Below are 26141 nucleotides of genomic sequence, written 5' to 3' on the forward strand. Positions count from 1 at the left end.
TAGTAAATTCATATACGTTGTATAAGTGAGCAAAAAAGAAAAACTACTTAACAAAGCCAAACAAAATCCTAAAGGATTGCGTTTTAGTGAATTTGAATCTTTACTGGAGATTTGTGGTTGGATTTGCGATCATCAAACGGGAAGTCATCGTATTTGGTACTCTCCTGAGAAAGTCCGTTTATCAATTCAGCCCACAAAAAACAACGAAGCCAAAGAATACCAAGTTAAACAATTTCTAGCTTTGCAGGAGAAATGAAATGAGCCAAATCGCTAAAAATGTTTTTGATGGGTTTAGTATCAAAATTTTCCGAGATGAAGATGGTGATTGGATAGCACATTTTATTGAAATGCCAAATGTTTCTGCATTTGCAGATACTCCTCATGAGGCTCTAGATGAACTAGAAATTGCATGGAACGGCGTTAAAGAAAGTTATCAAAAGCATGGTGAAGATATTCCTACTAAGATTTCTCAAATGTCTTTACAAAATTTAGTTGAGACTAAAAATACAGTCGAGAATACAGAAAAAGAATATTTTGATATTCCCAAGGAAAAGATTACTGTTGCGGCTAACGTATGAATGTTCAATTAGCTTTACGTCAGTTAGAGATTCCCGAAGGGCAAAGATTGCGCTTGCATGATCTTAGTTGGCAAGAATTTGAAGCAATTTTGGGAGAGATGGGTGAACACCGTGCTTCTCGGATCGCTTATTTTGATGGGATATTAGAGGTGCGAAGGCCTTTACCAGAACATGAAGTTGACAAGGAACTGATTGGGGATATCGTCAAACTAATTTTAGATACTTTTGGGATGGAGTTTGAATGCTTTGGCTCAACGACATTTAAACGTCAGGAGAGGAAAAGCGGTATTGAACCAGATACTTGTTTTTATATTGCTAATCATCACAGGATGGTTGGGAAACGGAGGCTCAATCTCGCTATCGATCCACCACCTGATTTATCTATAGAAATAGATGTCACTTCATTTACTCAACTAAAAGCTTATGAAGCTTTACAGGTTCGTGAGTTATGGTGCTACAGCGATCGCCAATTATCAATTTACATTTTGCAAGGCGATCGCTATATTCAGACAGAAATTAGCCCTACCTTCCCAAATCTAAAAATTACCGAAGCAATCCCCAACTTTGTAGCGATCTCCATCAATCAAGGTAGAAGCGCCGCTATGAGAGCTTGTCGTCAATGGCTTTCTGAAGAATGATCGCTTTTCGCAGAAGCGATCGCCTCAATCAATGCTTTAGCTTCGACTGCTCCTTCTGATTTTTGAAATTGCCAAGGATAGGGCATTTTACCGCTTAAAATCATACGAATGCCGAGGGGGAAAATGCTGAGTAATCCTTTTAAATCTCGGAAGTTATCGCCAACAACCCGCACCCCAAATTTACTTTCATCGATCCAACCGTCTTCTTTGACTAGCTCGACCATTGTATGACGATGACGCTGAGCAGTGGATTCTGGTAGATCGGTATTAGCGAGGATCTCATGTTTGATTTGGGAAATTCGATCTAAGGGTTGCACTTCCACTGGACAGACTTCATTGCAGTTATAGCAGCGCGTGCAGTCCCAGACAAAACCTGATTCATTATATTTTGCGACTCTCTCCTCTGTCTGATCATCGCGGTTGTCTGCCATGACTCGATATGCCTTTGCTAAAGCATGAGGTCCCACAAAGCGATCGCTTACAGCCGCAACATTACATTCAGAATAGCAAGAACCACAGAGAATACAATTAGCAGCAGCTTGGAGTTTGGCACGTTGCGAGGGAGTTTGCAGAAATTCTGTTTTACTGATTTGTCGTGATGCAGTGGAGACATAGGGATCGACTTTGTGAAGGTTATCCCAAAATTTAGTCATGTCTACGATTAAGTCTTTAATTACAGGCAGATTTTGCATTGGCTCAATTACCAGTTCTGAATCATGCTCTCCCATCACTTCACTGATATGCTTCTGACAAGCTAAGCCCGATCGCCCATTAATTCGCATTGAGCAAGATCCACAAATAGCATTACGACAATTACGCCGAAAACTAACGGAGCCATCCTGTTCGCTCTGAATCTTGATTAATGCATCTAATACTGTTGTGCGATCAGGATCGGCTTCGATTTGAAAAGTCTGATAGGTGGGTTCGCTAGTGCGCGATGTTTGGCGGCGAAGCTTGACGGTAATATTCATGGGTGATATTGGCGATCGGGCTTGGGGCATCAAGTCTAACTTTAACTCAATGTTTGGTTGATGGGGCAAATGATTTACAGCGCAAAGCGCTATAAATCATTTAGGACTTACGCAAAATAGACGTAAAACAGCCAAAAGTAGGGGCAATTCATGAATTGCCCCTACGCTAGAATCAGGATTTCAAATCATTTTGTGTAAGTACTATGATTTATCGGAAGTATGCGGCGCATACTTCCGATAAATCACAAAACTATTTCAAGATTTGGTCATCTGTGGAGAAATCAATATCGGCGTGCTGACGATTGGAAGGAATATAGTCATACTCAAACGATGTTTTCAAGCCAGACAAGAGATCATACTTAGGATTCCAGTTTAGATCTTGCTGGGCTTTGGTGACGGTCGCAAAGAAATGCTGCAAGCGGAAGGGGAAAGCTTTCTTTTTGCCAAAGTCAAAATCTTTGGGATTGTAATAAACAAAGTTAAGTTGACTCGGATCTTTACCTGCGGCGATCGCGCATTGTTTAGCAAGTCCGATAAAAGTCACATAGCGGGTATCGGAAATATTGTATATTTCGCCGATCGCCTTTTGATTATCCAAAACTGCTGCCATCGCCGAAGCGAGATCTTCGACATGACCAAGTTGAGTAATAAACTTGCCATTAGCAGGGATCGGCATTGGACGATCGCGGACAATTCGATCAAAAAACCAAGCTTCCACATCGTTATAGTTTTGTGGTCCATATATATAAGTAGGACGAATGGAAGTATAGGGGAATCCTGATTCAGCGCGTACCTTTTGCAAATATGCTTCGGTGTCTAACTTGCCCTTATGTCGGCTTTTCGGATCAGTGGCATCGGCTTCGTGATAGGGCAGAATATCGCTATCGAGATATACACCTGCGGAACTCATGTACACAAAGTGCTGAAGGCGATCGCGAAAGATTTCTACAAGGGGCTGGGTGTCACTTAGTTCCCGACCATTGTTATCAAAAATCGCATCAAAGGATTCACCACCAAGCTTGTCTTGTAATTGCTGTGAATCAGTGCGATCGCCGATAATTGTTCGTAGTCCTGCAACGGGTGAGGGCTTTTTACCGCGATTAAATAGAGTTACTTCATGTCCTTGGGACACCAACAATTTGACTAGCGACACACCGATAAATCTTGTGCCGCCCATTACTAAAATTTTCATTTTTAACTGATTCTCATTACATTTCCTAAACACAGAATATATCGTTTTGCGCTGTCCCTAGATCAATGGAGTTATAATATAAACGATGTTTTCCTAAGGCAGATGGGGCAAAAATTATGGTTACCCAATATCAAATCCGTCTGTTTCGCAATGGACATAACCAAGCTCTGAATATTCCCCAAGCATTTGCTATGTCTAGTAATAATGTGATTATTCGCAAAGAAGGAGAAAGACTAATTATTGAACCCTATAAGAAAAAATCTTTATTAGATTTATTACCAACACTTGACGATATTGATGAAGAATTTCCCGATATTGATCAAGATTTACTTCCACTTGATGATATTCAATTTTAGTTATGACTTATTTTAAAAACCTCCATAGAGATAATATTAGTAATGATTTACTGCATCACTAATTAAGTAGTAGGAATTATGCGGCGACTGATTAGAATATTTGTGATTGGACTGTTGAGCTTTGTCTTTGCGATCGCAGTAGGCGCTCAAAACTTTGTCCCCCCCACACAACTACATCTCACCTATCCACCGCTACAACATAAAACCACCAGCGATCGCCTGTTTTTTATTGGTACGGCTCCCAAAGAAGGCAAGGTCAGTATTAATGGCAATCCCATCGAACGTACTGATGCTGGACATTTCGCTCCAAGTTTGCCGCTTGCCCTTGGAGAAAACAAGTTTGAGATCAAGTATGTCGATGCAACAGGCGATCGCCGTAATGAACGCCAGATCAATGTCAAAGTCTTACGGGAGTCTCGCATCACCTTACCTCCTAAAGATATTGGTTTTATCCCAGAATCTCTATTCCCCACTGTCGATATTGCGCGACAACCCAATGAAAGAATCTGCTTCGATGCGATCGCCACACCCAACGCCACGGCTCTAGTCAGAATAGGCGATCGCGAAATCCCCTTGTTACCTCGTCGTCGCAATATCCAATTACCACCAAATTCTTCAGTATTGACAGGCAATAACGAAGCCACTAGCGAATCACCTTCAGGATATTTTCGTGGCTGCACTACCTTTGAAACCGCCAGTAAACTAGGTCAACCTGAGTATGAAATGCGGATCAAGGATCAATCTGGCGATCGCGTGGTCAAGCAAAAAGCCAAAGGTAAAGTGGAGATTCTCTCTTCTCAAAATATCCAAGTTGCCGAAGTAACCGCGATCGCTGCGGATGCTAGAACTGGTGCAAGTACTGATTTCTCACGACTCACGCCTTTACCTCAAGGAGTCAAAGACGTAGTTACAGGGCTTCAAGGCGATTGGCTCAGACTTGGCTATGGCGGCTGGGTACGCAAGAGCATGACGAAGATCCAACCAGCCGAGACTCCACCACCCTCAATTGTGCGAAGTATTAATACTAAGCGAGTTGTCAATCAAGCCAATCAAGCTGACTATCCTAATAATGTATGGACAGAGGTGACCATTCCCCTAGAAGTACCAGTACCAATCGCCATTAAACAGGGCGATCGTCTATTTACGCTGACACTATATAATGTGACTGCTCAAACAGATACGATTTCAATCGATCCAGAATCGATTATTAATAAGCTGGAATGGGTACAAACTGACCCAAATAAGGTGACCTATACAATTAGTCTCAAACCCAAGCAGCAATGGGGATATAAAGTTCGCTATCAAGGGACAAACTTAATCTTATCCCTCAAGCATCCACCGATTCTTTCGTCTAATACATCAGATAATTCTCAACCACTTCAAGGCGTAAAAATTCTCATTGATGCAGGCCATGGCAGCGACCAAGACCTAGGAGCGCGAGGTCCCACAGGATACCCCGAAAAAGATGTCAACCTGATCACATCAAAACTGTTCCAAACTGAATTGCAAAATCGTGGGGCAAAGGTGAGCATGACCCGCAATGATGATTCCGATATCCTATTGGAACCAAGGGTTGCCCAAATTGATCGTGAAGAACCAACACTAGCGATTAGCATTCATTACAATGCTCTGCCCGATCATGGCGATGCAATTAATACGTCAGGGATAGGAACCTTTTGGTACAATCCCCAAGCGCAAGATTTTGCCAAGTTTATTAATACCTACCTTTCTAAAAATCTAAATCGTCGTGATTATGGCGTTTTTTGGAATAATCTTGCCCTAGTCCGTCCCACAACTGCTCCATCCGTACTTTTGGAATTAGGTTTTATGATTAATCCTGTTGAATTTGAATGGATTATCGATCCACAACAGCAAATGCTACTTGCTAAGACCCTCGCTGACGGCGTTACCGAATGGATTTTGAATGCTGCTAAGTGATCCCAACCAATTTTGGTCTATCTTCCATTTTGGCGAACTGATCAATGCTTATATCCCATTGATGCTATGGACGGGCGTTGGTTTGGTAGCATCTAGATTTGCGCCAATCAATACTTCCAAATTCATGGGTGTCACCCTTTATTGGGTAGGAGTACCACTGCAATTATTTGTCCTTGCCAGACACACGCAATTTTCTGATACTCCCTATATTCCCTATGTGGCGATCGCGGCGCTGATTCTCAGTTGGCTATTGGCTCTAGTCGGTTGGCAGTTTGCAAAACAGGAAGATAGCGATCGCTCTAGTTTGGGTAGCTTTATTTTGGCGACGATGCTAGGCAATACAGGATTTGTGGGCTTGACTCTGACAACTTCTCTAGCAAGTTCTACCTATGCGGATTGGGCAGTTTTATATAGTATCGCCAGTAATGTCGCTGGTAACTATGGAATTGCGGTTTTTATTGCTAGCTATTTTGGCAAAAGCGATGTGAAGCCGCCTTGGTGGAAGTTATTGCTGGATGTGGCGACTGTGCCGAGTCTCTGGGCTTTTGCGATTGGTTGGTATACGCGCCCCATAGGTTTACCTGAGGTGATCGAGTCAGGGCTAGATATGGGGATATGGGTGACGATCGCCTTTGCTTTGTCTCTAGTGGGATTGCGATTAGGCAAAATCGAGAAGTGGGACAGTCTGAAACCTGCGGCGATCGCTGCTTTTTTGCGTGTGGGAATTGTACCTTTAGCGATCGGTTTGGGAGCGACAATGTTTGGACTGCGCCATGATCCGCGACTAATTCTTACTTTAATGTCGGGTACGCCCACGGGTTTATCGGTGCTAATTCTTGCAGAAGTTTACAATCTTGATCGTGATTTACTAATTAGCACGATCGCCTTTTCTTTCATCGGACTAATCTTTATGCTGCCGATCTGGATCGTATTTTTTGGCTAAAGAATTCAATTCAATAAGGAGGCGATGTTTGATGGCGCAGCGAAGCCGCGCCATCAAACATCGCATCTTTTAATTCTGCAAAGTCTTGAGAACTGATGACATATCATTGTTCAAAATTGCGGTTACATTTAGCCACAAACCTAAAAACTCTTGGCTACGGATAATTCCTGATTGATCAGGTTCTAATCTACTATATTTGCCATTTTCGAGAATGAACCAATCGATTTGACGATCTAATGTTCGCCAGACGATGTATTCCTTTACGCCGTTACGTTCGTAGGTACGTTTTTTGCTGTGTAGATCGTAAGAAACTGTACTAGCAGCAATTTCAGCAATCAGTTCGGGTGCACCTGAAATATAACCATCATCATCTATTTTGGCACTGCCATCAACACGGAAAAGTACAGCATCGGGTTGAGGTTCGTTGTCGTCATCAAGCCTGACTGTTGGCTCAATACCAACTTCTAGCCCCTCGACCATTGATTGATAGGTAACTAGCCAGCCAATGATTTGGCTATGGGGTTTACCATGTGGGGTAAAGCGTAGGGGAGATGCCACGTGTACGATGCCTTCGATTAGTTCTGCTTTTTTGATATTAGATGCTGTATAACGCCGCTCAAATTCGTCTCGATTAAGGCGATCGCCATTTTCGAGAATGGTTAGTGGTGATGAAGAGTTGGCAATAACCATAGCTTTTATGAAGTTGTGCTTTTGGATATTTTAGCAGTGTTGGCTTTGGTTAGAGGCTTAGAGTTCCGACTTTTTTGGTGGTTTTGAAGGTAATAGCGAATCAAGAAATGGCTACGCCATTTCTTGATTCGCTATTACCCTTACTAAGTTTAATTATCAATTGGTAAGTAGCATGATTAACAGATATTTTCGTAGCAAAGCCATGCTGTATAATTGCTTCGCGCCTAGATAATCGAAAATACTCAAATCCATGACCCTTCGCCTCTACAACACACTTACTCGTCGCAAAGAAGACTTTATTCCCCTCGAAACGGGGATTGTGAAAATGTATGTTTGTGGTGTAACTGTCTATAACTACTGCCACTTAGGTCATGCTAGAGCCTATGTAGTTTGGGACATGATTCGGCGCTATTTGGCGACAAAATATCAAATTAAATATGTTCAGAATATTACGGACATTGACGACAAGATCTTAAAAAAGGCGCAAGAAAATGACACAACCATGCAGGCGATCGCAGAGCAATATATCGCTGCCTACGATGAAGACATGGCAAAGCTGAATATTGCCCAAGCCGATGATTATCCTCGCGCTACAGAGACAATCCCCGAAATTGTTGATTTGATCCAGCAGTTAATCGATCGCAACTATGCCTATGCCTCTGGTGGCGATGTCTATTATGCAGTGCAGAAGTTTCCTTGCTATGGCAAGTTGTCGGGACGCAAACTCGAAGATATGCAAGCAGGGGCAAGTGGTCGCGTAGATGAACAGGAACCCTATAAGCGTTATCCCTTTGACTTTGCCTTATGGAAATCCGCTAAGCCCAATGAGCCTTTTTGGTCATCACCTTGGGGAAATGGAAGACCTGGTTGGCATATCGAATGCTCAGCGATGGTGCGATCGCGGTTAGGTGAAACGATCGATATTCATGCAGGTGGCACGGATTTACAGTTTCCCCACCATGAGAATGAAATCGCGCAGTCCGAAGCGGCTTATGCAAAGCCACTTGCCAACTATTGGATGCATAACGGATTTGTGAATATTGATGGCGAGAAGATGTCGAAATCGCTAAATAATTTCACAACTATTCGGGATCTGGTTACTCATTTCCACCCAATGGCAATCCGTTTATTTATCTTGCAAGCGCAATATCGGCAACCGATTGACTTTACCGAAGAAGCGATTAATGCGGCAACGAAGGGCTGGGAAACGATTCGCGATGGAATGCTGTTTGCAGCAGATTTTGGCGCAAAGTTAGGTTGGGAAAATATAGAAATTCCTACTCGAAGCGATGTAGGAGAAGCGATCGCCTGTTTTGAAGAAGCGATGGATGATGATTTTAATACTTCTGTGGCGATGTCCCATGTGTTTGAACTAGCTAAGAAATTACGCTCAGAGCGCAACTCGCTATCCCATGCAGGTAAAACTGCTGCGAGTTCTGAGGTTCTATTTCAAGATTGGCAAGCCCTTAGCTATATGACCAGCATTTTGGGTTTTGTTGCGAATATTAGCGATCGCCAAGTCACGGTGGAAAACATTAGTGATCCAGAAATAGAATCGCTAATTCAACAAAGGATTGAGGCTAAGAAGGCAAAAAATTATCAAGAAGGTGATCGCATTCGAGATGAGTTAAAAGCTTTAGGCATTACCCTCGTTGATCAAAAAGATGGTACAACCCGATGGCTCAGGGCGTAATTAATCATAAACTCACTAAATATATGGATAAATATCAACAGGTAAGAGAAGTCGGTACAAATGGCGATATAGCTGTCGCCATTCTTGTTAGGACATAAAACCCAGATAGTGTGAGGCGGCGCGAAGCGCCGCCTCACACTATCTGGGTTTTGATTTGTCCTGATACAGGTGGCTATAGCTATAACATCTCTCTGATGAGAATTATGGATTTGAGCTACTTAAGCGATCGCTTGTGATCAATAAAACAGTTCCACTATGGTGGGATTAATACCAATTTATGAAGGTGTGCCAACACTTTTGTGAATTGATATTAATCATCGACGCTATCAAATTTCGTAAACACATCGAGAAATCTCCACTATAGGGCATCTCTAAAAATAGGCGTAGCATCTATTTTTAGAGATGCCCTTAAGGATTTTGTATAGTGTTGTGAGAGTGCGCCCCTTTGGGGCGCACTCTCACAACCTATTTAGGATTGCTATAGTCTTGGATTGTACTCAAAAAAATTGAGAGGCTAATTGTCGTGAAAGCAGGATAATAGTGGATATTACTTGCTGGTGTTATGATTCTAGCGCTTGCCCTATTAGAAACTATCATTGAAATTAAAAAGTGATTAGAAGACTCGACTCATGGGCTTACTAGACCATTGAATTAGTTTGTCGAAAGAAATGCAACAAAACCTTTAAATAATGGCAAAAGCAAAAAGTCGATATGTATGTAATAACTGCGGTGAAGACTTCCCGCAGATGTATGGGAAATGTCCCGCTTGCTCCAGTTGGGGAACCTTGCAAGAGGAACTGATACCTGTCATGTCTACAAATACCAATGCGATCGCCACATTCTCGCATCTTGGTACAGCCAAATCCACGGGCAAGGCAAAACCTAGAGAATCCTTAACTCTCTCGCAAATTACCGACAATGACCAAGCCCGATCTCCTTCTGGGTATGAAGAACTCGATCGCGTATTGGGTGGTGGCATTGTCGCAGGTTCCCTTGTGCTGATTGGTGGAGAACCGGGGATTGGCAAAAGTACGCTCTTATTGGGTATGGCGCAAAAATTGATGAGCCGCTATCCCACGCTCTATGTCTGTGCCGAGGAGTCAGCGCAACAGGTAAAACTGCGATCGCAAAGGTTGGGGATCTTAGAAGAGAATTCTGATGATCTCTATTTGTTAGCGGAAACGGATTTAGAAACTGTCTTAAGAGAATTACAATCTCTTCGACCCACGGTTGCGGTAATTGATAGTATTCAAGCGCTCTACTTCTCCAACTTAAATGCTGCCCCCGGTTCCGTTTCGCAAGTACGGGAATGCACGGCGGCGTTGATGCGAGTGGCTAAACGTGAGAATATCTCACTATTTATCGTTGGTCATGTGACTAAGGAAGGCTCGATCGCGGGGCCCAAAGTGTTAGAACATATGGTGGATACAGTTCTCTATTTTGAAGGCGATCGCTTTGCTACTCATAGATTATTGCGATCGGTCAAAAATAGATTTGGAGCAACGCAGGAAATCGGTGTTTTTGAAATGATTGATCGCGGCTTGCGTGAGGTTTCCAATCCTTCGGAATTATTTCTCGGTAATCGTGATGAATCTGTCCCCGGAACTGCCACAATTGTTGCCTGTGAGGGAACACGCCCGATTGTGGTGGAATTGCAAGCCCTTGTCAGTCCTACCAGTTATTCTTCTCCACGTCGCACGACAACGGGTATTGAAACCAATCGCTTTCTGCAAATTCTCGCAGTTCTCGAAAAAAGAATTGGGATTCCTTTATCAAAACTTGATGCTTATGTGGCGGCTGCGGGTGGATTGAATGTGGCGGAACCTGCGGTGGATTTGGGAGTAGCGATCGCTGTTGCTGCAAGTTTTCGCGATCGCACGGTAGATCCGCGCACAGTGATGATTGGTGAAGTGGGACTTGGTGGGCAGGTGCGCCCCGTATCGCAATTAGATTTACGTCTAAAGGAAGCGGCGAAGTTAGGATTTAAACGAGCCATTATTCCGAGTATGCAGGTGATGCAGGACTATGGAATGGAAGTTATTCCTGTGAGTAAAGTGCTCGATGCGATCGTGGCAGCTTTGCCACGCACTAAGTTTGAAGTTGCTAAACCTATCGATGAATAAGTACTTGTGCAAAATAAATTACCAAAACCCGTAAAGTTGCGCCCCGAAGGAGCGCAACTTTACGGGTTTTGGTAATTTATTTTGCACAAGTACTTAAGACGGTGTTTGAGAAGTTTTTTACCCCCTCTAACCCCCCCCCTTGCAAAGGGGGAGGATTTAAGTTTCTCCCCTTTGTAAGGGGGGATTAAGGGGGGTAAATGCAGAAATTTATGCTAGACAGGAGACTTCTAAAACAAGCTCTAAGTGATTGCTTGATTTATTCATCACTTTTTACTCTTCTACATTGATGGCTCCGTGAAACATATTCATCCCACAGGAAAATTGATAACTTCCTACGGTTTGCGGCGTAAACTCGATTGGGGTGGTTGCATTTAGCACCAAATCTTGAGCGATGTGGAACTCAGGAAATAGAACCTTTTCCAAACAGCTACTAGGATCGCGACGTATAAACTTTAAGCGCACAGGTAGTCCACGTTTCACGTTTACTAGCGAAGGACTATAACCACCATCTACAGTGATGCTGATTTCTTGTACACCATTACTTGTTTTTGCTTGTTGAGACTTTGGCTTACTGAAAAGAAACCACCATAGCTGAGTGCTGATTAGGGTTAGACCACCTACAGTTAAGCCGATTTTAAGCGCAAGAGGTTGTTCAATTCTTTGAAATTGAGGCGATCGCGTAGTATGGTCCTTAGCCATTCCACTCATTTCTGCTGCCGATGCACTTGAGGCGATCGCTCCCATAAAAGAGAGGCTAAGCATGAGGTTGATCAATTTAAGTTTTAGCATAAGTGTATTTTCTAGTTAGTAACATTGGGACGGAATCCGCGTAGCCGCAAAGCATTAGTGACCACAGAGACAGAACTAAATGCCATCGCGCCACCTGCAATAATTGGATTGAGTAGCCACCCAAAGAAGGGGAAAAGAATCCCTGCGGCGATGGGAATACCTGCAACGTTATAGATAAAAGCAAAGAAGAGATTTTGTTGGATATTGCGAATCGTGGCGCGGCTGAGTTGGATGGCGGTGACAATCCCTTGGAGATCGCCTGAGATCAGGGTAATATCGCTGGCGGCGATCGCCACATCCGTACCCGTACCGATCGCAATACCGACATTTGCTTGAGCCAAGGCAGGAGCGTCATTGATGCCATCGCCGACCATCGCGACGATCTTGCCTTCGGATTGCAACTCCTTGATTTTTGCCGCCTTTTGATCGGGACGCACTTGAGCAAAGACTCTCTTAATGCCAACTTCACGGGCGATCGCTTCAGCCGTTGGCAAATTATCACCTGTGAGCATCACAACTTCGATTTTCATTCGTTGTAAAGCATCAACCGCCGCATGGGAAGAAGCCTTAACTTGATCGGCTATTCCAATTAATCCTCTGGCTACGCTATCAACCGCAATCAACACCACTGTTTTACCGCCCACTTCCCAAGCATCTTGATATTGGTGCAATGCACTCGTATCAATTTTGAGTTCATCCATCCAGCGTCTTGTTCCAACTTGCACCAACGTATTACCAACTTTGCCTTGGACTCCGCTACCAGAAATCGCCTCAAACTCAATCACATTAGGTAGATCCAGCCCTTGCTGTTTGGCATATTCTACAACTGCCTCCGCTAAAGGATGCTCTGAATTACGCTCGATCGCTGCCACCAGTTGCAATAATTCTCTTTCTCCCCTCTCCTCTGTGGGAGAGTGGCTGGGGGTGAGGGCAAAAAAGTCCGTTACAGTGGGTTTACCTTCCGTAACGGTTCCTGTTTTATCTAAAACAATGGTTTGAATTTTATGGGCTAGTTCCAAACTGCCAGCATCTTTAATCAAGATGCCATTTTCTGCGCCTTTGCCAGTTCCCACCATAATCGAAGTAGGAGCCGCTAAGCCCAATGCACAAGGACAGGCAATAATCAGCACACCAACGGCGGAAATAGTCGCCAGTGTCAAGTTGCCCATAACGTTGAACCAGATCAAAAATGTCGCGATCGCGATGGAAATAACCACAGGTACAAACCAACCTGTCACTTGATCCGCCAATCTCTGAATCGGCGCTTTCGAGCCTTGAGCCTGCTGCACAAGCTGCACGATCTGTGCTAGTACGGTATCTTTGCCCACATGACTAGCTCGAATCTGTAAGCTTCCAGTTCTATTCATGGTCGCACCGATCACGCGATCGCCACTTTTCTTCTCAACGGGAATACTTTCGCCTGTAATCATGGATTCATCGACAGTGGAGTTACCTGCGATCGCTTCGCCATCGACAGGAATTTTCTCCCCTGGACGCACAAGTACGACATCACCAATCAGCACATCTGCAATGGGAATATCAAATTCTTGACCATCACGGAGGATTCGCGCCGTTTTTGGTTGCAATCCCATTAACTTCCGAATTGCGTCGGAGGTTTCTCCCTTGGCGCGATTCTCAAACAGTTTACCCAGTAAAATCAGCGTAATTACCACTACAGAAACCTCGTAGTAAACCTCAGGCTGTAAACCTTGAGCGATGAAGAAGCTAGGATTTAAGGTAACGGTGAGGGAATAGCAAAAAGCCGCCATTGTACCTAATGCAATCAATGTATCCATCGTGGCGGTGTGATTCTTAAAGGCTTTCCACGCACCGATATAAAAAGAATTTCCACACCAAATCTGCACAGGTAGAGCAAGAACAAGCTGTAACCAAAAATTATGTAGCCAAGCAGGAATAAAGGGAATATTCAATCCTGTCATCATCGGTAGCGAACCGATTACTAAAATTGTGCTAATCACACCACCTAATCCAACTTTGCGAGTTAAGTCCTGTAATTCAGTTAACCGTGCTTCTTTATCTGCATCTTCGCCATTTGTCGATAAATCTGGCACAAATGCTTCATAACCAAGGTTAGTGATCGCTTTTTGAATCGCATCAGGACTAGTTTTTTGAGGATTGTAATCGATCGCTATTTGCTCGATCGCAAAGTTGACATTACTGCTAGCCACACCAGCCAGTGATCGGGTCATTGATTCGATGCTACTGGCGCAAGAGGCACAGTGCATTCCTCGGAGCTTCATTGTTATCTTTGCCATTGGTTTTGCTTTTCTAAATAAGTATTTTGAGTGATGATGTGCCGCACTCTGGGCGGCACATCATCATTGCTGCTGTAAAATTGGACAAATCTCTTCTGTGGCAGACTTTGCCGTGGGAGTCCAGTCATCGAGCAATGCGCTAATCTCACCACGCAAAGTCATCAATTCGGTAACTCGCCGATCAATCTCTAGGATCTGATGCTCCAGTTGTTGCTTAATCTCAGCGCAAGGAGCCAAACCACGATCATGAACTTTCAAAATCTCTGCAATCTCTTGTAGGCTCAATCCCAGTTTCTGTAACCGTTTGATAAAAGCTATTCGGGCGATCGTATTAGGAGCGAATAAACGAAATCCTCCTTCAGTACGTTCTGAAGATTTTAATAAGCCGAGTTCTTCATAATAGCGAATCGTTTTAATCGGAACTTGACTCTGGACTGCGACTTGACCTATTTGAAGTAATAGCTGATCTTTGTTTTGGGTTTGAGATAATGTATCCACCATAGTTAGATCTTTGCCTCCTAAAAACTCAAGTGATTTAGATGCAAATCAACTTAAACTACTTATACACTCTCCAGCCAAATGGAGAGTCAAGTCCTGCAAGTTATATTTTTTTAGATATTTATGGAATAAGCATAAAGTAAGGTCTAGTAAGCATTGTACGCTTGTTAAGTTTCCTCTCAAAAGAGTAGATTTCATTCTGATTTCATTTTCTTGAATTAGTGTAGAAATATAACGTTAGGGAAAATCTATGAACTCTAAAGATTCTCAAGACTCTGCCAGAGAAAGTCAGAATAGTCCCAAAAAATACAAAGCATTACTCTTGGGTGTAGCGAGTATTCTCGTCGGTAGCACAGCCGTAGCGATCGCATCTACCAACATCGTTCAAGCAGAGCAAACACCACAAGCCTCTACAAGTACAAAGCCAAGTTCAATTACTCAAAGACCAATGATGCCTCAACAAGGCATGATGATGCATGGCATGATGATGGCAGGTGAGCAAGCTGATCGCCATTTTATCGAAATGATGATTCCACACCATGAAGGGGCAATCCAAATGGCAGATCTAGCCCTCAAACTCTCTAAACGTCCTGAGATTAGAAAGCTTGCCGAGTCAATCAAGAACGATCAAACCCGTGAAATCGGGCAAATGAAGTCTTGGTATAAGCAATGGTATGTTACAGATGTTCCGACTGCCATGAATCATCGCAGCATGATGGGAATGAAAAAGCCAATGGTAACGAAAAGACCGATGGGAATGCAGAACATGATGGCAGTTGATCTGAAAACCCTCGAAACTGCTCCTGATTTTGATAAAGCCTTTATTGCTGAGATGATTCCCCATCACAAAATGGCGTTGATGATGTCTAGCATGATCGTTGACAGCGATCGCGCTGAAATGAGATCTCTCTCTAATGCGATCGTTCAATCTCAAAGTCAAGAAATCGAACAGATGCGTCAGTGGTATCAAACTTGGTATAAATAGCCCAATTCAGCACCTATTGCAGAATTAAAACTTCAAATCCTCTTACTCCCTTCCCAGTGAAAGAATAGACGTTGCGGCGCTTCGCGCCGCAACGTCTATTTCTTGGTTTTATATGTCTATTTCTTCGGTGGGAAGGGAGTAAAGTTAACGTCAGTTCGACGAAAGCGAAAAAAGGTAAGAATCGCTTAGCGATTCTTACCTTTTTTCGCCATTTGCGGCGTGCGAAGCACGCCGCAAATGGCTATATCGAACTCACGTTAAAGTTGTTTTCTTGCCTTAAAGCCATTGCAGCAATAGCGCAAAAGTTGGTACGCGAAATAGCCTTTATAGCTGTTGTCACTTGATATTAGTACGCAAAACCAGAAGACGAGTTGCGGCGCTTCCATAGTTTTTATTTTTTTAGCGATCGCATTTGACATAAATCTCGATTTGCGCGATTATAGACAAGCTAATAAATTAATTAGTAATTTAATTAGCAAACTTCTGGGGCTATAGCGCAGTTGGTAGCGCATCTCAATGGCATTGAGAGGGCCAGCGGTTCGAATCCGCTTAGCTCCATACTAAAATAGGGAAAGTGCAAAGCGCTTTCCCTATTTTCTTGTGACAAGAAATTATGTATCAATTTATGTCTAGTGCTGTAGTCGCGATCGCCTTTTTACTCGCCGCTACCCCATCTCAACCAGTCAAAGCCCAAACTCCACCGATCCGTGCTTTCCAGACTAAAGCTACGGCGATCGCTAGAGATGCTCAAATACTAGACCAGAAACAAAAGGCAAATCCAAGGAGATTTGACCTCAAAAAATATCCAATTACAGACAGCAATGCGACCCATTGGCAAGAGTCTCTATGGGCGATCGGGGTTTTAGCGCTAGACAAAAGCTATGCCGTGCAAGCCCTCGAAAATGTTTTAAAGCTGACCACAGCCGCAAATCTCAGTGATCCGCAAAAGGGGATCATTGATATGGCAATGCAGGTAAGTTTAGACATGTATACGCTTAAGCCTGATGTTTATGGCAAGCTGCAACCACATTTTTTACGCACAATAAATTCCAGTGATGATTCTCAATGGGTCGCGCTATCTTTAGCGGCGATCGCTAAGTCTACAAATGCTGACCCGAACCAACTTGCAAAACTTAAACTCAAGGTGCAACAACGCTTTCCTAAGTGGCAGCAAGATCTCCATCTGCGTGTTACATTGCAAAATCTGCCTAGCGATCGCCTCGTAGCCGACAAGCCAAAAACAATTCCCAATCTTACGGATTTACTAAAATGGCAAGTTGCGCCTCAGCAAGCCCATGTATATGTTCTCTGTCGTCCTAATCGCGATGTTTTATGTCTAACCCTAATCAAAGATCGCAACGGCAAATTTTTAAAACAGGGGCCGCAGCTTTGGTCAGTGCCATTATTACTTCAGTCTGTTCGCAATCTGGACTGGTACTTTACAAATGGTCGCACACCTCAAGGGCTATATCGAATGGAAGGAATTTCACGGCAACCTGATGATGAGTTTTTTCATGCCTATGGACAATTTTCGCTAGTAAATTTGTTTGTGCCTTTTGAGGATGGTGTGAATGCTTTTTTACCAAACCAAAAAGGTAAATTTACGGGTAATTTACAAGCATATCAAGCTCTTTTGCCTCCGTCATGGCGGGCTTATGCACCGATTCAGCAAACCTTTTGGGCGGGAAATGTGGGACGATCGCTATTTCGGATACATGGCAGTGGTGCAGCGATCGACTTTTTCCGTAATAAAGATAAAGTGGTCAATCCCAAAAACTTTGACTGGAATGCCACCTTGGGATGTCTCTCAGCGATCGAAATTTACGACGATCGCGGCAGTTTGATCAAAGCTGATATGCCCAAAATTCTTGATGCTTTAAATACGGTCGGCAAAGGCAAAATCGAGGGCTATCTCATCGTTGTCGATCTCCCCAGTGAATCGAATGAGCCTGTCACCATTGCCGAAATTGCGAAATATCTCAAGTAAAAAGTACGGCGCAATGCGCCGTACTTTTTACTTGAGTCTACCGTAGCCCCAAAAAAGAGGTGGCGCGAAGCGCTGCCTCTTTTTTGGGGTCTAAACACTTCCAGCACGGAAAACGCGACCAATTACTTCTTCGATCGCAGGTTCATTTACTGATAAATCTAGAATTTCTAATTCGGCAAGAATTTGAGAAACAGTCTTAGTCAAATCTTCCCTTGGCACTAAAAAACAAACCGCTTGACCATCGATATTTAGAATTTGACCGTACTTTTGTAAATCCTCGCGATCGCCTATCGGTTGAGCTAACTCCACCCGCACTTCCCGATAGGGAGCAAAGTTATCATGCAAGCCATCGAGACTACCATCATAAATTAGCCCTCCTTCGTGGATTAGCAGCACGCGTTTACATAGCGCCGTGATGTCCGCCATATAGTGACTTGTCAGCAAAATCGTCGCTTGGTAGCGCTGATTATATTCCCGCAAAAACTCCCGCACACTTGCCTGAGCATTCACATCTAAGCCCAAGGTTGGCTCATCTAAAAATAAAACTTGGGGTTGGTGCAATAGAGCCGCTAATAATTCGGCTTTCATCCGCTCACCAAGGGAGAGCTTTCGCATGGGTTGAGTGAGTTTGCCTTCCAGCGATAGCATCTCTGTAAGTTCACCGAGTCTATGCTTAAAAACTTTTTCAGGAATGTCATACACCGCCGCATTCATTTTTAATGAATCTAGGGCTGGCAGATCCCAAATTAACTGCTGTTTCTGTCCCATGACTAAGGTAATTTTTTGCAAAAAATCAGAGTTTCTGCGAAAGGGAATATGCCCTGCAACTTGAATCTGCCCAGCCGAAGGGTGGATTAAGCCTGTCAACATTTTCAGTGTTGTAGTTTTGCCTGCGCCATTTGGACCTAAAAAACCAACTATTTCGCCTAGGCTAATCTCAAAGGAGATATCTTTAACGGCTGCAATTGATCGATATTGACGATGCCAAAAATGTTTGATAGTGCCAATTAGTCCTGAATCCTTGACGGCAATACTATAAATTTTGCTCAAACCTTCAACTGTAACCATCGCCATAACGCTCTAACCAAGATGCATTCTGATATACTGTCAACAATATCGATTCTTTCATTGATATGGTTATACAGTGCTTTGCGCTTTCTTGAAAGCCAAGAAATTTTTTAAAAGGCTCGATTAGCGAGCCTTTTAAAAAATTTCTTGGACTATACAAAGCCTCAACGGACTGTATTGACTGACTTAGATAACGTTAACTCAACAATTCTGTAAAGACACAATCAAAAAAACAGTTAATACAGTTAGTGTTGATTGGGTAATGTTGATAAGGCAATATTCTTAACCTTATCTTATTTTTAAGGTTTTAGAAATTTTATGATTGCATTAGCAATTGATCGTTCTAAACTGACTTAATTCTTAAAAGTATTGAGTTTTGATGACGATGTACGCTAGCGCACAATTGGAAAACAAGGAAAGCAGTCATGGTAAAAGTCCTCGTAGTGGACGATAGTCCGATGGTGTTGGAGATGGTCTCGGCACATTTAAAGCAACATGGTATGGAAGTTACAGAAGCAAACAACGGTGCTGAGGCAGTAGAAAAGCTCAAAGCTTTAACGCCCGATCTCGTTGTTACTGATGTGGTCATGCCTCAAATGAATGGTTATGAGTTATGCCGTTGGATCAAAAATAATACCTCTACGAAGGATGTACCCGTAATTATGTGTACAACCAAAAGTGAGGAGTTTGATAAGTATTGGGGCATGAAGCAGGGAGCCGATGCTTACTTAACTAAGCCCTATCATCCACCTGAATTAATCAAAACAATTAAGCAGTTACTTAGCCAAGTCAAGTAAAAACAGAGAGAGGCGCGTTGCGCCCCTCTCTGTTTTATAGAGAGATTTTAGGGTAGGCAAAAGGGGCTTAAGCCCCTTGTTTGTAGAATTTGTATCTCAAATGTCAAGCTGCAATTCTCATTATGGAACCGATATTAGTGTTTCCAGCGCCTTCGGCGCTGGAAACACTAATATCGGTTATTTGAAAGCCCGCCTTTGGCGGGCTTTCAAATAACCGATATTCATAATGAGAATTACTGAATGTCAAGAGCATTTCAAGAATATGAGTTCTAATTTTTACTTAGGTTGTGCGGTTTGGGCTTATAAGGGTTGGGTAGGTGATTTTTATCCTAGGGGTAGTCGTACAACGGAATTTTTGCCGCTTTATAGCGATCGCCTAATGACAGTAGAGGTGAATTCCACTTTTTATGTAATCCCCGATCGCCAAACCATCGAGCGTTGGGCAAAGGATACACCCTCAGAATTTCGCTTTTGTCCAAAATTCCCGAAACATTTCACCCATAATGGTTTGCTGATGTCTTATATCGAGCAGGCTTTCAAGTTTTTAGATTTGATATCGGGTTTTGGCGATCGCTTAGGTGTGTCATTTATCCAGTTACCACCCAGCTATAGCCCTGCAAATTTTGCTGATCTCAAAAATTTCCTGAAAGCATTACCGACTCAAGATTATCAAATCGCTTTAGAAGTGCGTCATGCTGATTGGTTTAAGCCAAATCATAGCGATCGCCTCAATCAGTTATTACAGAGCTTAGGGATCGGTCGGGTATTGCTAGATTCGCGCCCCATATATGATTTGCCCTTTGGTGATGACATTGATCCTGCTTTATCGATCCTAGTTCAACAGGAGCGCCGCAAGCCCAATTTACCTTTGCAACCTCTGGTGACAGCCCCTTTTAGTATTGTGCGGTTTATCAGCCATCCTGATCGCAATTTGAATATTCGCTTTTGGCAAGAATGGGAAACTTATTTACGGGAATGGCTCATACAGGGAACCCAAATTTATTTCTTTATGCATTGCCCGATCGAAGAGCGATCGCCCCATAATGCCAAATATTTTCAGGAAATGTTAGAAAAAGCCAATATTCCTGTGCCAGCATTACCTTGGGATACACTAATTGCGCCACCACAACAATTAACTCTCTTTTAACGTCAGTTCGACAAAAGCGAAAAATGGTAAGAATCGCTTAGCGATTCTTACCATTTTTCGCCATTTGCGGCGTGCGAAGCACGCCGTAAATGGCTATATCGAATTCACGTTAAGTAAACTAAAAAACCAGAAGCTGTCCCGCCTGCGTAGCGGGCGGGACAGCTTCTGGTTTTAGGTTTTAATTATGATGCGCTACTTAAAACTTTGAGCAGCGATTAGATTGGTCGCCGCAGTTGCGTCAACTGGTGGAGAAAACAGAAACCCCTGTCCATAGTCACAGGAAAGCGATCGCAAAACGTTAGTATGTGCTTCTTTGTCTATCCCCTCAGCAACTACCTTCAATTTCAACTGATTAGATAAGTTAATAATCATCGAAGTAATTTCTAAGCTATTTGAATTAGTGTCAATATCTTTAATAAATGAACGATCAATCTTTAGGGCAGTGATGGGTAAGGATTGGAGATAAGAAAGAGAAGAATAACCTGTACCAAAATCATCAATTGAAATTCCAATAGAGCGTTCCCGCAGTTGCGCTAAAACATTGACCGCAGTTTTGACATTTTCCATTAGAACACTCTCAGTAATCTCTAAATTCATGCTTTCCCCATTCAAGCCTGCGGAGAGGAGACTGCGATCGATATCTTCCAATAGCTCTGAATTAGTTAGTTGTAAACTCGATAAATTAACGCTAATACTTTCTGGGCAAATGTCAGGAAATTGATGTTTCCATCGCCCCATTTGAGCGCAAGCTTCTGACAAGAGACAACGACCTAATGGAACAATTAAACCTGTTTCTTCTGCCAATGGAATAAACTCTAGGGGTGAAATCCATCTCTTATTTGGGGTTAGCCAGCGAGCTAAAGCTTCAAAGCCTTTGATTTTTCCTGTCTGCAATGAAAAAATTGGCTGATAGTATACTAAGATTTGCTTAGCTTCTATCGCTTCTTGCAAATTGACTTCAAGGTTGACTCGGTGGATAGCCTTCTGTTGCATACTATCATTAAAGAAAATCGTCCCCTCCCTATCATTTCTTGCATAGTCGAAGGCTGTATCAGCCGCTCTCAAAAAGTCTTCTGGTTGGCTATCTTCTAAATCGCTAGTGACTACTCCTATATGAGTTTTTGATGATACGCTAATCTCCTCAAGCTGAACAGGAAGGTTGAAAAGTTGATGAAGTTGTTCAATGTAGTTCTCAATAGCCGATAAATCCTCAACATCCTCTAGCAGTATCGCAAATTCGTTGTTTTCCAATCTGGCAACAAACTTAGATGGAATGTCCCAGTTTTCCAATCGACGAGCAATTTCAACTAAGAGGCGATCGCTAAGTTTATGACCAAATCCAGATTTAATGATGGGATAGCGTTCTACATCTAGCTTTAATACAGCGAAATACATTCCTTTTGATCGCTTTATTTCAATACATTTAGCGATTTTTTGGAGTAGTCCATAGCGATTACTTAAGCCTGTCAGTTGATCGTAAAAAACTAGACTATGGAGGCGATCTAGGGTTGATTGCAGTTTTTGCTTTTGTGCGCGTAAATCGTGAACAAATGCTAGAGTTTTGTTAATTGTAATTTCTAAATCTTCAAAGTCAATGGGCTTCATCAAAAAGTCAAACGCCCCACGATTCATCGCGGTGCGAATGTTTTTCATGTCGCCAAATGCAGAAATAACTACGGCTTTTAGGGGAGATTCAAACTCTGCTAAGTTTGTCAATAAGGTTAATCCATCCATCTTTGGCATTTGGATGTCAGTCAAGATCATGTCAATCGAATTTGATTCTCGGATAATCTCTAGTGCTTCCACCCCATTTTGAGCAAATTGAAAACTTAGCTCTCCATTCCGAATTCTTTTTCTAAATATCTGCTTAAACAGGCGTTGAATTTCAAACTCATCATCAACGACTAATACTAAATTTGTCCCTTCTTTCATAGTTGAGTTTTGGCGTAGGTATCCTTAAATACCAGTTTGTAAATTATTTTGGTTTGGAATTAGTAGCTTATTTCTTAAGTATATCTGTAAGGTATGGTAACAATTATTTCAGTAAATTGACCAGCATTTGGATTAATAGTTAAAGTACCTTTATGTTGCTTAACGATTATATCGTGAGTAAGGAAAAGCCCTAACCCAGTGCCTTCTCCTGGAGGTTTAGTTGTAAAGAAAGGATCTAAGATCTGGCTTTGGATCTCTGGGGGAATACCACAACCATTGTCACGAATCCTAATCTCGACGCGATCGCCGAGACTGAGCGTCGAAAGGCTGAGTGTTGGACGATAGTTTTCTGCGTCTTTAGAGGAATCTAGGAGATTCTTTTGGTAACGCATGGCATCACAGGCATTTTCAATGATATTAATGAAAGCCCTACTCATCGATCCCGTTACTAGATCAACTAAATCTAAATTAGCAGTATAGTCAGTCAGAATTGTGATGTTGAAGTTGTTGTCTAGCATTTTTTTACTGTGATAAGCCAGTTTTAAGGATTGGTCAAGCAAATCATTAATTTGAGTCAGTTGTGGGGCTGCCTTAGCCTCATCAGTACGCGCATGTTGCATCATATTAGAGATGATATTTTCGGCTCTTTGACTATGGTTACAAATCGTCGTGGCATTTTCTTGGATATCGGCGATCACAGTTGTGACAAAATCTGAGGTGTCGAGATCCAAAGAAGGGAACAAAGGCTGAATTGTCTCTAGCAATTCTTGACTGAGTTCAATCGAGCCTTTTGCATAGTTTGTGACAAAGTTTAGAGGATTGCGTAACTCATGGGCTATACCAGCAGTGAGTGTACCAAGGGATGCAAGTTTTTCTTGGGCAATAATTCGATCTTGAGCCTTTATGAGTGCAGTGGTTCGTTCTTTAACTCGCAGTTCGAGACTTTTGTTTAGTTGAGATAATTCTTGGAGAAGCTGATCGCGTTCTAGTTCCGTGGCTTTGCGATCGCTAATATCTTCAGAAATACAAATCAAATAATCGGGGTTACCATGCTCATCGAATATAGGAACTTTAATAGTATGAAGAATTCTCCGCCCCAACGACAAACTATCAATTGGTTCTTCAGGAATATCTTCAATTCTACCGAGCGCAAATGACGAACGATCCTTTTTTTTAAAGAAATCAGATTGCTCTTTTGGAAACAAATCATAAAGAGAATTACCAATTGCCTGCTCTCTTGTCAAACCAAACATCCTTTCACAGGTATTATTACATAGCAAAAATTCGCCAAAATTTTCTTCTTTGCCATTTTTGACAAATAGAGCCACTGGTATATTTTCAATAATTGCTTCTAAAAAGTTACGTGCTTTTGACAGTTCCTTTGTTCGTTCTTGTACACGCTGCTCCAGCTCGGCATTTAATACTTGCAAGTCTTCAAATACTTGCATTCTCTCAAGTTCGGCAGATGCTCTCGCACCAAAAATCCTCAGTAATATTTCCGCCCGTTTTGGATTATCTAAAGGTTCGTGATTTAATACGCAAATCACCCCAATCTTCTCTCCTGCTGAATTTTGTAGAGCCATGCCCATGTAATTATCTGCTTCCATTTTTACCAAATCCTCATCAAGAGGAAATAGCTGTTTTACTCCAGAAGAACAGTTGTAGATGCCATTACGAAAAGCTGATCCGCAGGGAGTATGATCAATTGGATAAGTAAGATTTGGCTGAATCTGGTTGTTTGTATACCATGCTACAGTTTCTAGGTTTTCTCCAGCCAATTTAGTAATGAAGACATTGGAAACATCAAGGGCGATCGCAATATGTTTCACTAACTCTGGAAAAAACTCTTTGCCAGTGACAGAAGCTGTACCTTCCAATAAACTTTGGAGTGCTAATTCTGATTGCTTGCGATCGCTTATATCTCTAACTAAAAGCAAAACTTCATCATCCGTATAAGGGACAATTCTCACTTCTTCAGTTTGTACTTTGCCATCTACCAAGATCTCTTGCTCATAGAGTTGAATATCGCCAGTTTGAAGAGCCTCTTCGATCATCTTCATTCTTTGTTCAACTAAGTTAGGAGATAAATCCTTATCTAGATGAGTTCCCACAAAGTCTTTAGCTTCTCCAAATACTTTAAAGCTATTTGTACTATGGAATTCAAGATAAGTTCCATCTTTATGGATTCGCATGATGAGATCTGGCAAAGCTCTAATTAAGGCGGCTTTATGGGATTCACTTTCTCGTAAAGCTATTTCTGCAAGTTTGCGATCGCTGATATCACGACCCAAGATCAGAACTTCATTTTCGCCACAAGCTACCACCCTACATTCTTCAATTTGTAAGAGTCCCCCCACTAAAATTTCTTGCTCATATACTTGGATTTGCTTTGTTGCTAAAGCATTATGAATCGCATTCATGCGTCTTTCTGCTAACTCGTGAGGAAGGGTATCTTTTAAATTAGTACCGATAAAGTCACCAGTTTTACCAATTACTTTAAAGTTACTAGTCGAGTAGAAATCAAGATATATTCCTTCTCGGCTAACCCGCATTACTAAGTCTGGTAAAGCTTCAATTAAAGCTCGTTGTTTTTGTTCGCTTATCCTTAAGGCTTCTTCATTTGCTTTGCGATCGCTAATATCAGAGACTGAGCCGACAAAGCCCACGACATCACCATTGGCACTGCGTTCGGGAACGGCTTGTACAAAGCCCCATTTGGTTGAACCATCAGGATAGAGATATTGATGTTCGATGCAATATTCGACATTATGTCCAAGATTTGACTGTTCGACAAAGTTTGTCCAATCGGCATATACTCTGACGATCTCGTCGGGATGTAAGTTCTTACTCCAGCCATTACCTAAACTTTCGTCGATAGAAAGTCCAGTGATTAGGAGGGTTTTGGCATTGGCATACGTGCAATTTCCTTTGGAATCGTTGCGAAAGATGCCAACAGGACTCATTTCTGAAAGAATGCGATAGTGTTCTTCGCTCCGTTGCAGTTGTTGAGTACGTTCTCGCACTTGCTTTTCTAGGTTGGCATTAAGGATCTCTAGCTCTAATTTGGCTCGTTCGAGGGCTACATACTGCTCTTCGATGGTGCGATCTTTTTTATAACTTCGCAAAGCTTCAGATACAGTTAGGTGAAGATCGTTCTCATTCCAAGGCTTTGACATAAACCGATAGAGGTTGCCGCGATTGACGACATTGCCAACATCTTCGGCGCGGGCTTGTCCCGTGAGCATTACCTTAAGGATTTTGGGATAGCGATCGTGGAGTTCGATCAAAAACTGATCGCCTCTCATGTTAGGCATAATCTGATCGGCAATGACGAGGGGAAGTTCGTGTCCACTATCGATCAGATCCTCAACAACCTCTAGGGCTTCCTCTGCACTTTCGGCAATTTCAATCATGAAATCAGGAAAGTAGCGCATTAATTGAGTTCTAATGCTAAGAAGAACATTGCGTTCGTCGTCAACACAAAGGATCGTTGGGTTGCTCATAGCTAATTAATAAAACTGGTTGTTTTTTGCTTCAGCG

21 protein-coding genes, 1 tRNA gene and 1 pseudogene are annotated in these 26141 nt (G+C 42.5%); 14 read left to right on the forward strand and 9 right to left on the reverse strand.

Annotated features, from left to right (window positions below; translation table 11 throughout):
• Nucleotides 1-25: 25 nt before the first annotated feature.
• The 3 genes and pseudogenes from VB775_RS06465 (at nucleotide 26) to VB775_RS06475 (ending at nucleotide 1216) form a co-directional block, all read left to right on the forward strand.
• On the forward strand, nucleotides 26-256 hold the full coding sequence (locus VB775_RS06465; protein WP_281007609.1) for a type II toxin-antitoxin system HicA family toxin: 231 nt from the start codon (nucleotides 26-28) through the stop codon (nucleotides 254-256).
• 1 nt (nucleotide 257) lies between these two features.
• Nucleotides 258-458, forward strand: a pseudogene (locus tag VB775_RS26385) (type II toxin-antitoxin system HicB family antitoxin); the annotation flags it as partial.
• A 116-nt stretch (nucleotides 459-574) separates the two neighbouring features.
• A complete protein-coding gene (locus tag VB775_RS06475) occupies nucleotides 575-1216 on the forward strand; it encodes a Uma2 family endonuclease (protein WP_281007611.1) in 642 nt (213 codons plus the stop codon).
• Here VB775_RS06475 and VB775_RS06480 read toward each other — a convergent pair.
• Both VB775_RS06480 and VB775_RS06485 read right to left on the reverse strand, forming a co-directional pair.
• On the reverse strand, nucleotides 1195-2187 hold the full coding sequence (locus tag VB775_RS06480) for a succinate dehydrogenase/fumarate reductase iron-sulfur subunit (protein ID WP_281009354.1): 993 nt from the start codon (nucleotides 2185-2187) through the stop codon (nucleotides 1195-1197). The two genes, VB775_RS06475 and VB775_RS06480, sit on opposite strands and share 22 nt — an antisense overlap.
• Nucleotides 2188-2437: 250 nt before the next feature.
• Nucleotides 2438-3379 (reverse strand): NAD-dependent epimerase/dehydratase family protein, encoded by a 942-nt coding sequence (locus VB775_RS06485; RefSeq protein ID WP_281007612.1) that lies wholly within the window; start codon nucleotides 3377-3379, stop codon nucleotides 2438-2440.
• 116 nt (nucleotides 3380-3495) lie between these two features.
• Here VB775_RS06485 and VB775_RS06490 point away from each other — a divergent pair, with 116 nt between their 5' ends.
• The 3 genes from VB775_RS06490 (at nucleotide 3496) to VB775_RS06500 (ending at nucleotide 6616) form a co-directional block, all read left to right on the forward strand.
• Nucleotides 3496-3735 (forward strand): antitoxin, encoded by a 240-nt coding sequence (locus VB775_RS06490; RefSeq protein WP_281007614.1) that lies wholly within the window; start codon nucleotides 3496-3498, stop codon nucleotides 3733-3735.
• 78 nt (nucleotides 3736-3813) lie between these two features.
• Nucleotides 3814-5673 carry an N-acetylmuramoyl-L-alanine amidase gene (locus VB775_RS06495; protein ID WP_281007615.1) on the forward strand — a complete coding sequence of 620 codons (1860 nt, stop codon included), beginning with the start codon at nucleotides 3814-3816 and terminating at the stop codon, nucleotides 5671-5673.
• Nucleotides 5660-6616 (forward strand): AEC family transporter, encoded by a 957-nt coding sequence (locus tag VB775_RS06500; protein ID WP_281007616.1) that lies wholly within the window; start codon nucleotides 5660-5662, stop codon nucleotides 6614-6616. Before VB775_RS06495 ends, VB775_RS06500 begins: the two co-directional genes overlap by 14 nt.
• 69 nt (nucleotides 6617-6685) lie before the next feature.
• On the opposite strand, the gene VB775_RS06505 is transcribed toward VB775_RS06500, so the two are convergent.
• Nucleotides 6686-7306 carry a Uma2 family endonuclease gene (locus tag VB775_RS06505; RefSeq protein WP_281007617.1) on the reverse strand — a complete coding sequence of 207 codons (621 nt, stop codon included), beginning with the start codon at nucleotides 7304-7306 and terminating at the stop codon, nucleotides 6686-6688.
• Between the two features lie 250 nt (nucleotides 7307-7556).
• On the opposite strand from VB775_RS06505, the gene cysS reads away from it, so the two are divergent.
• The 3 genes from cysS (at nucleotide 7557) to radA (ending at nucleotide 11122) form a co-directional block, all read left to right on the forward strand.
• Nucleotides 7557-8999, forward strand: a complete 1443-nt coding sequence (cysS, locus tag VB775_RS06510) for a cysteine--tRNA ligase (protein WP_281007618.1) — start codon at nucleotides 7557-7559, stop codon at nucleotides 8997-8999.
• Between the two features lie 110 nt (nucleotides 9000-9109).
• Nucleotides 9110-9235, forward strand: a complete 126-nt coding sequence (locus VB775_RS06515; RefSeq protein ID WP_323216663.1) for a hypothetical protein — start codon at nucleotides 9110-9112, stop codon at nucleotides 9233-9235.
• A gap of 453 nt (nucleotides 9236-9688) precedes the next feature.
• Nucleotides 9689-11122, forward strand: a complete 1434-nt coding sequence (radA, locus tag VB775_RS06520) for a DNA repair protein RadA (RefSeq protein WP_281007619.1) — start codon at nucleotides 9689-9691, stop codon at nucleotides 11120-11122.
• 270 nt (nucleotides 11123-11392) lie between these two features.
• On the opposite strand, the gene VB775_RS06525 is transcribed toward radA, so the two are convergent.
• The 3 genes from VB775_RS06525 to VB775_RS06535 form a co-directional block, all read right to left on the reverse strand.
• Complete coding sequence (locus VB775_RS06525; RefSeq protein ID WP_281007620.1) at nucleotides 11393-11911, reverse strand: cupredoxin domain-containing protein; 519 nt, start codon at nucleotides 11909-11911, stop codon at nucleotides 11393-11395.
• 11 nt (nucleotides 11912-11922) lie between these two features.
• The gene (locus tag VB775_RS06530) at nucleotides 11923-14187 is read right to left on the reverse strand and encodes a heavy metal translocating P-type ATPase (RefSeq protein ID WP_281007621.1); all 2265 of its coding nucleotides are present in this window, start codon (nucleotides 14185-14187) and stop codon (nucleotides 11923-11925) included.
• Between the two features lie 63 nt (nucleotides 14188-14250).
• Entirely contained in the window at nucleotides 14251-14688 is a 438-nt protein-coding gene (locus VB775_RS06535) for a heavy metal-responsive transcriptional regulator (protein WP_281007622.1), read from the reverse strand.
• 247 nt (nucleotides 14689-14935) lie between these two features.
• On the opposite strand from VB775_RS06535, the gene VB775_RS06540 reads away from it, so the two are divergent.
• The 3 genes from VB775_RS06540 (at nucleotide 14936) to VB775_RS06550 (ending at nucleotide 17657) form a co-directional block, all read left to right on the forward strand.
• Entirely contained in the window at nucleotides 14936-15670 is a 735-nt protein-coding gene (locus VB775_RS06540) for a DUF305 domain-containing protein (RefSeq protein WP_281007623.1), read from the forward strand.
• A gap of 485 nt (nucleotides 15671-16155) precedes the next feature.
• A tRNA-Ala gene (locus VB775_RS06545) sits at nucleotides 16156-16228 on the forward strand.
• A gap of 67 nt (nucleotides 16229-16295) precedes the next feature.
• Nucleotides 16296-17657 (forward strand): hypothetical protein, encoded by a 1362-nt coding sequence (locus VB775_RS06550; RefSeq protein ID WP_281007624.1) that lies wholly within the window; start codon nucleotides 16296-16298, stop codon nucleotides 17655-17657.
• 90 nt (nucleotides 17658-17747) lie between these two features.
• Here VB775_RS06550 and VB775_RS06555 read toward each other — a convergent pair whose 3' ends face one another.
• Nucleotides 17748-18731 (reverse strand): ABC transporter ATP-binding protein, encoded by a 984-nt coding sequence (locus tag VB775_RS06555; protein ID WP_281007625.1) that lies wholly within the window; start codon nucleotides 18729-18731, stop codon nucleotides 17748-17750.
• A gap of 419 nt (nucleotides 18732-19150) precedes the next feature.
• On the opposite strand from VB775_RS06555, the gene VB775_RS06560 reads away from it, so the two are divergent.
• Nucleotides 19151-19522, forward strand: coding sequence for a response regulator (locus VB775_RS06560; RefSeq protein ID WP_281007626.1), 372 nt, complete (start codon nucleotides 19151-19153; stop codon nucleotides 19520-19522).
• Between the two features lie 262 nt (nucleotides 19523-19784).
• Nucleotides 19785-20669, forward strand: a complete 885-nt coding sequence (locus VB775_RS06565) for a DUF72 domain-containing protein (RefSeq protein ID WP_323216665.1) — start codon at nucleotides 19785-19787, stop codon at nucleotides 20667-20669.
• 192 nt (nucleotides 20670-20861) lie between these two features.
• On the opposite strand, the gene VB775_RS06570 is transcribed toward VB775_RS06565, so the two are convergent.
• Both VB775_RS06570 and VB775_RS06575 read right to left on the reverse strand, forming a co-directional pair.
• Nucleotides 20862-22601, reverse strand: coding sequence for a putative bifunctional diguanylate cyclase/phosphodiesterase (locus VB775_RS06570; protein WP_281007628.1), 1740 nt, complete (start codon nucleotides 22599-22601; stop codon nucleotides 20862-20864).
• 74 nt (nucleotides 22602-22675) lie between these two features.
• Nucleotides 22676-26104: a PAS domain S-box protein gene (locus VB775_RS06575; protein ID WP_281007629.1), complete on the reverse strand. Its 3429-nt coding sequence runs from the start codon at nucleotides 26102-26104 to the stop codon at nucleotides 22676-22678.
• Between the last annotated feature and the right edge of the window lie 37 nt (nucleotides 26105-26141).

This window comes from Pseudanabaena sp. CCNP1317 (genome assembly GCF_034931345.1).
GTDB classification, from domain to species: Bacteria; Cyanobacteriota; Cyanobacteriia; order Pseudanabaenales; family Pseudanabaenaceae; genus Pseudanabaena; species Pseudanabaena galeata.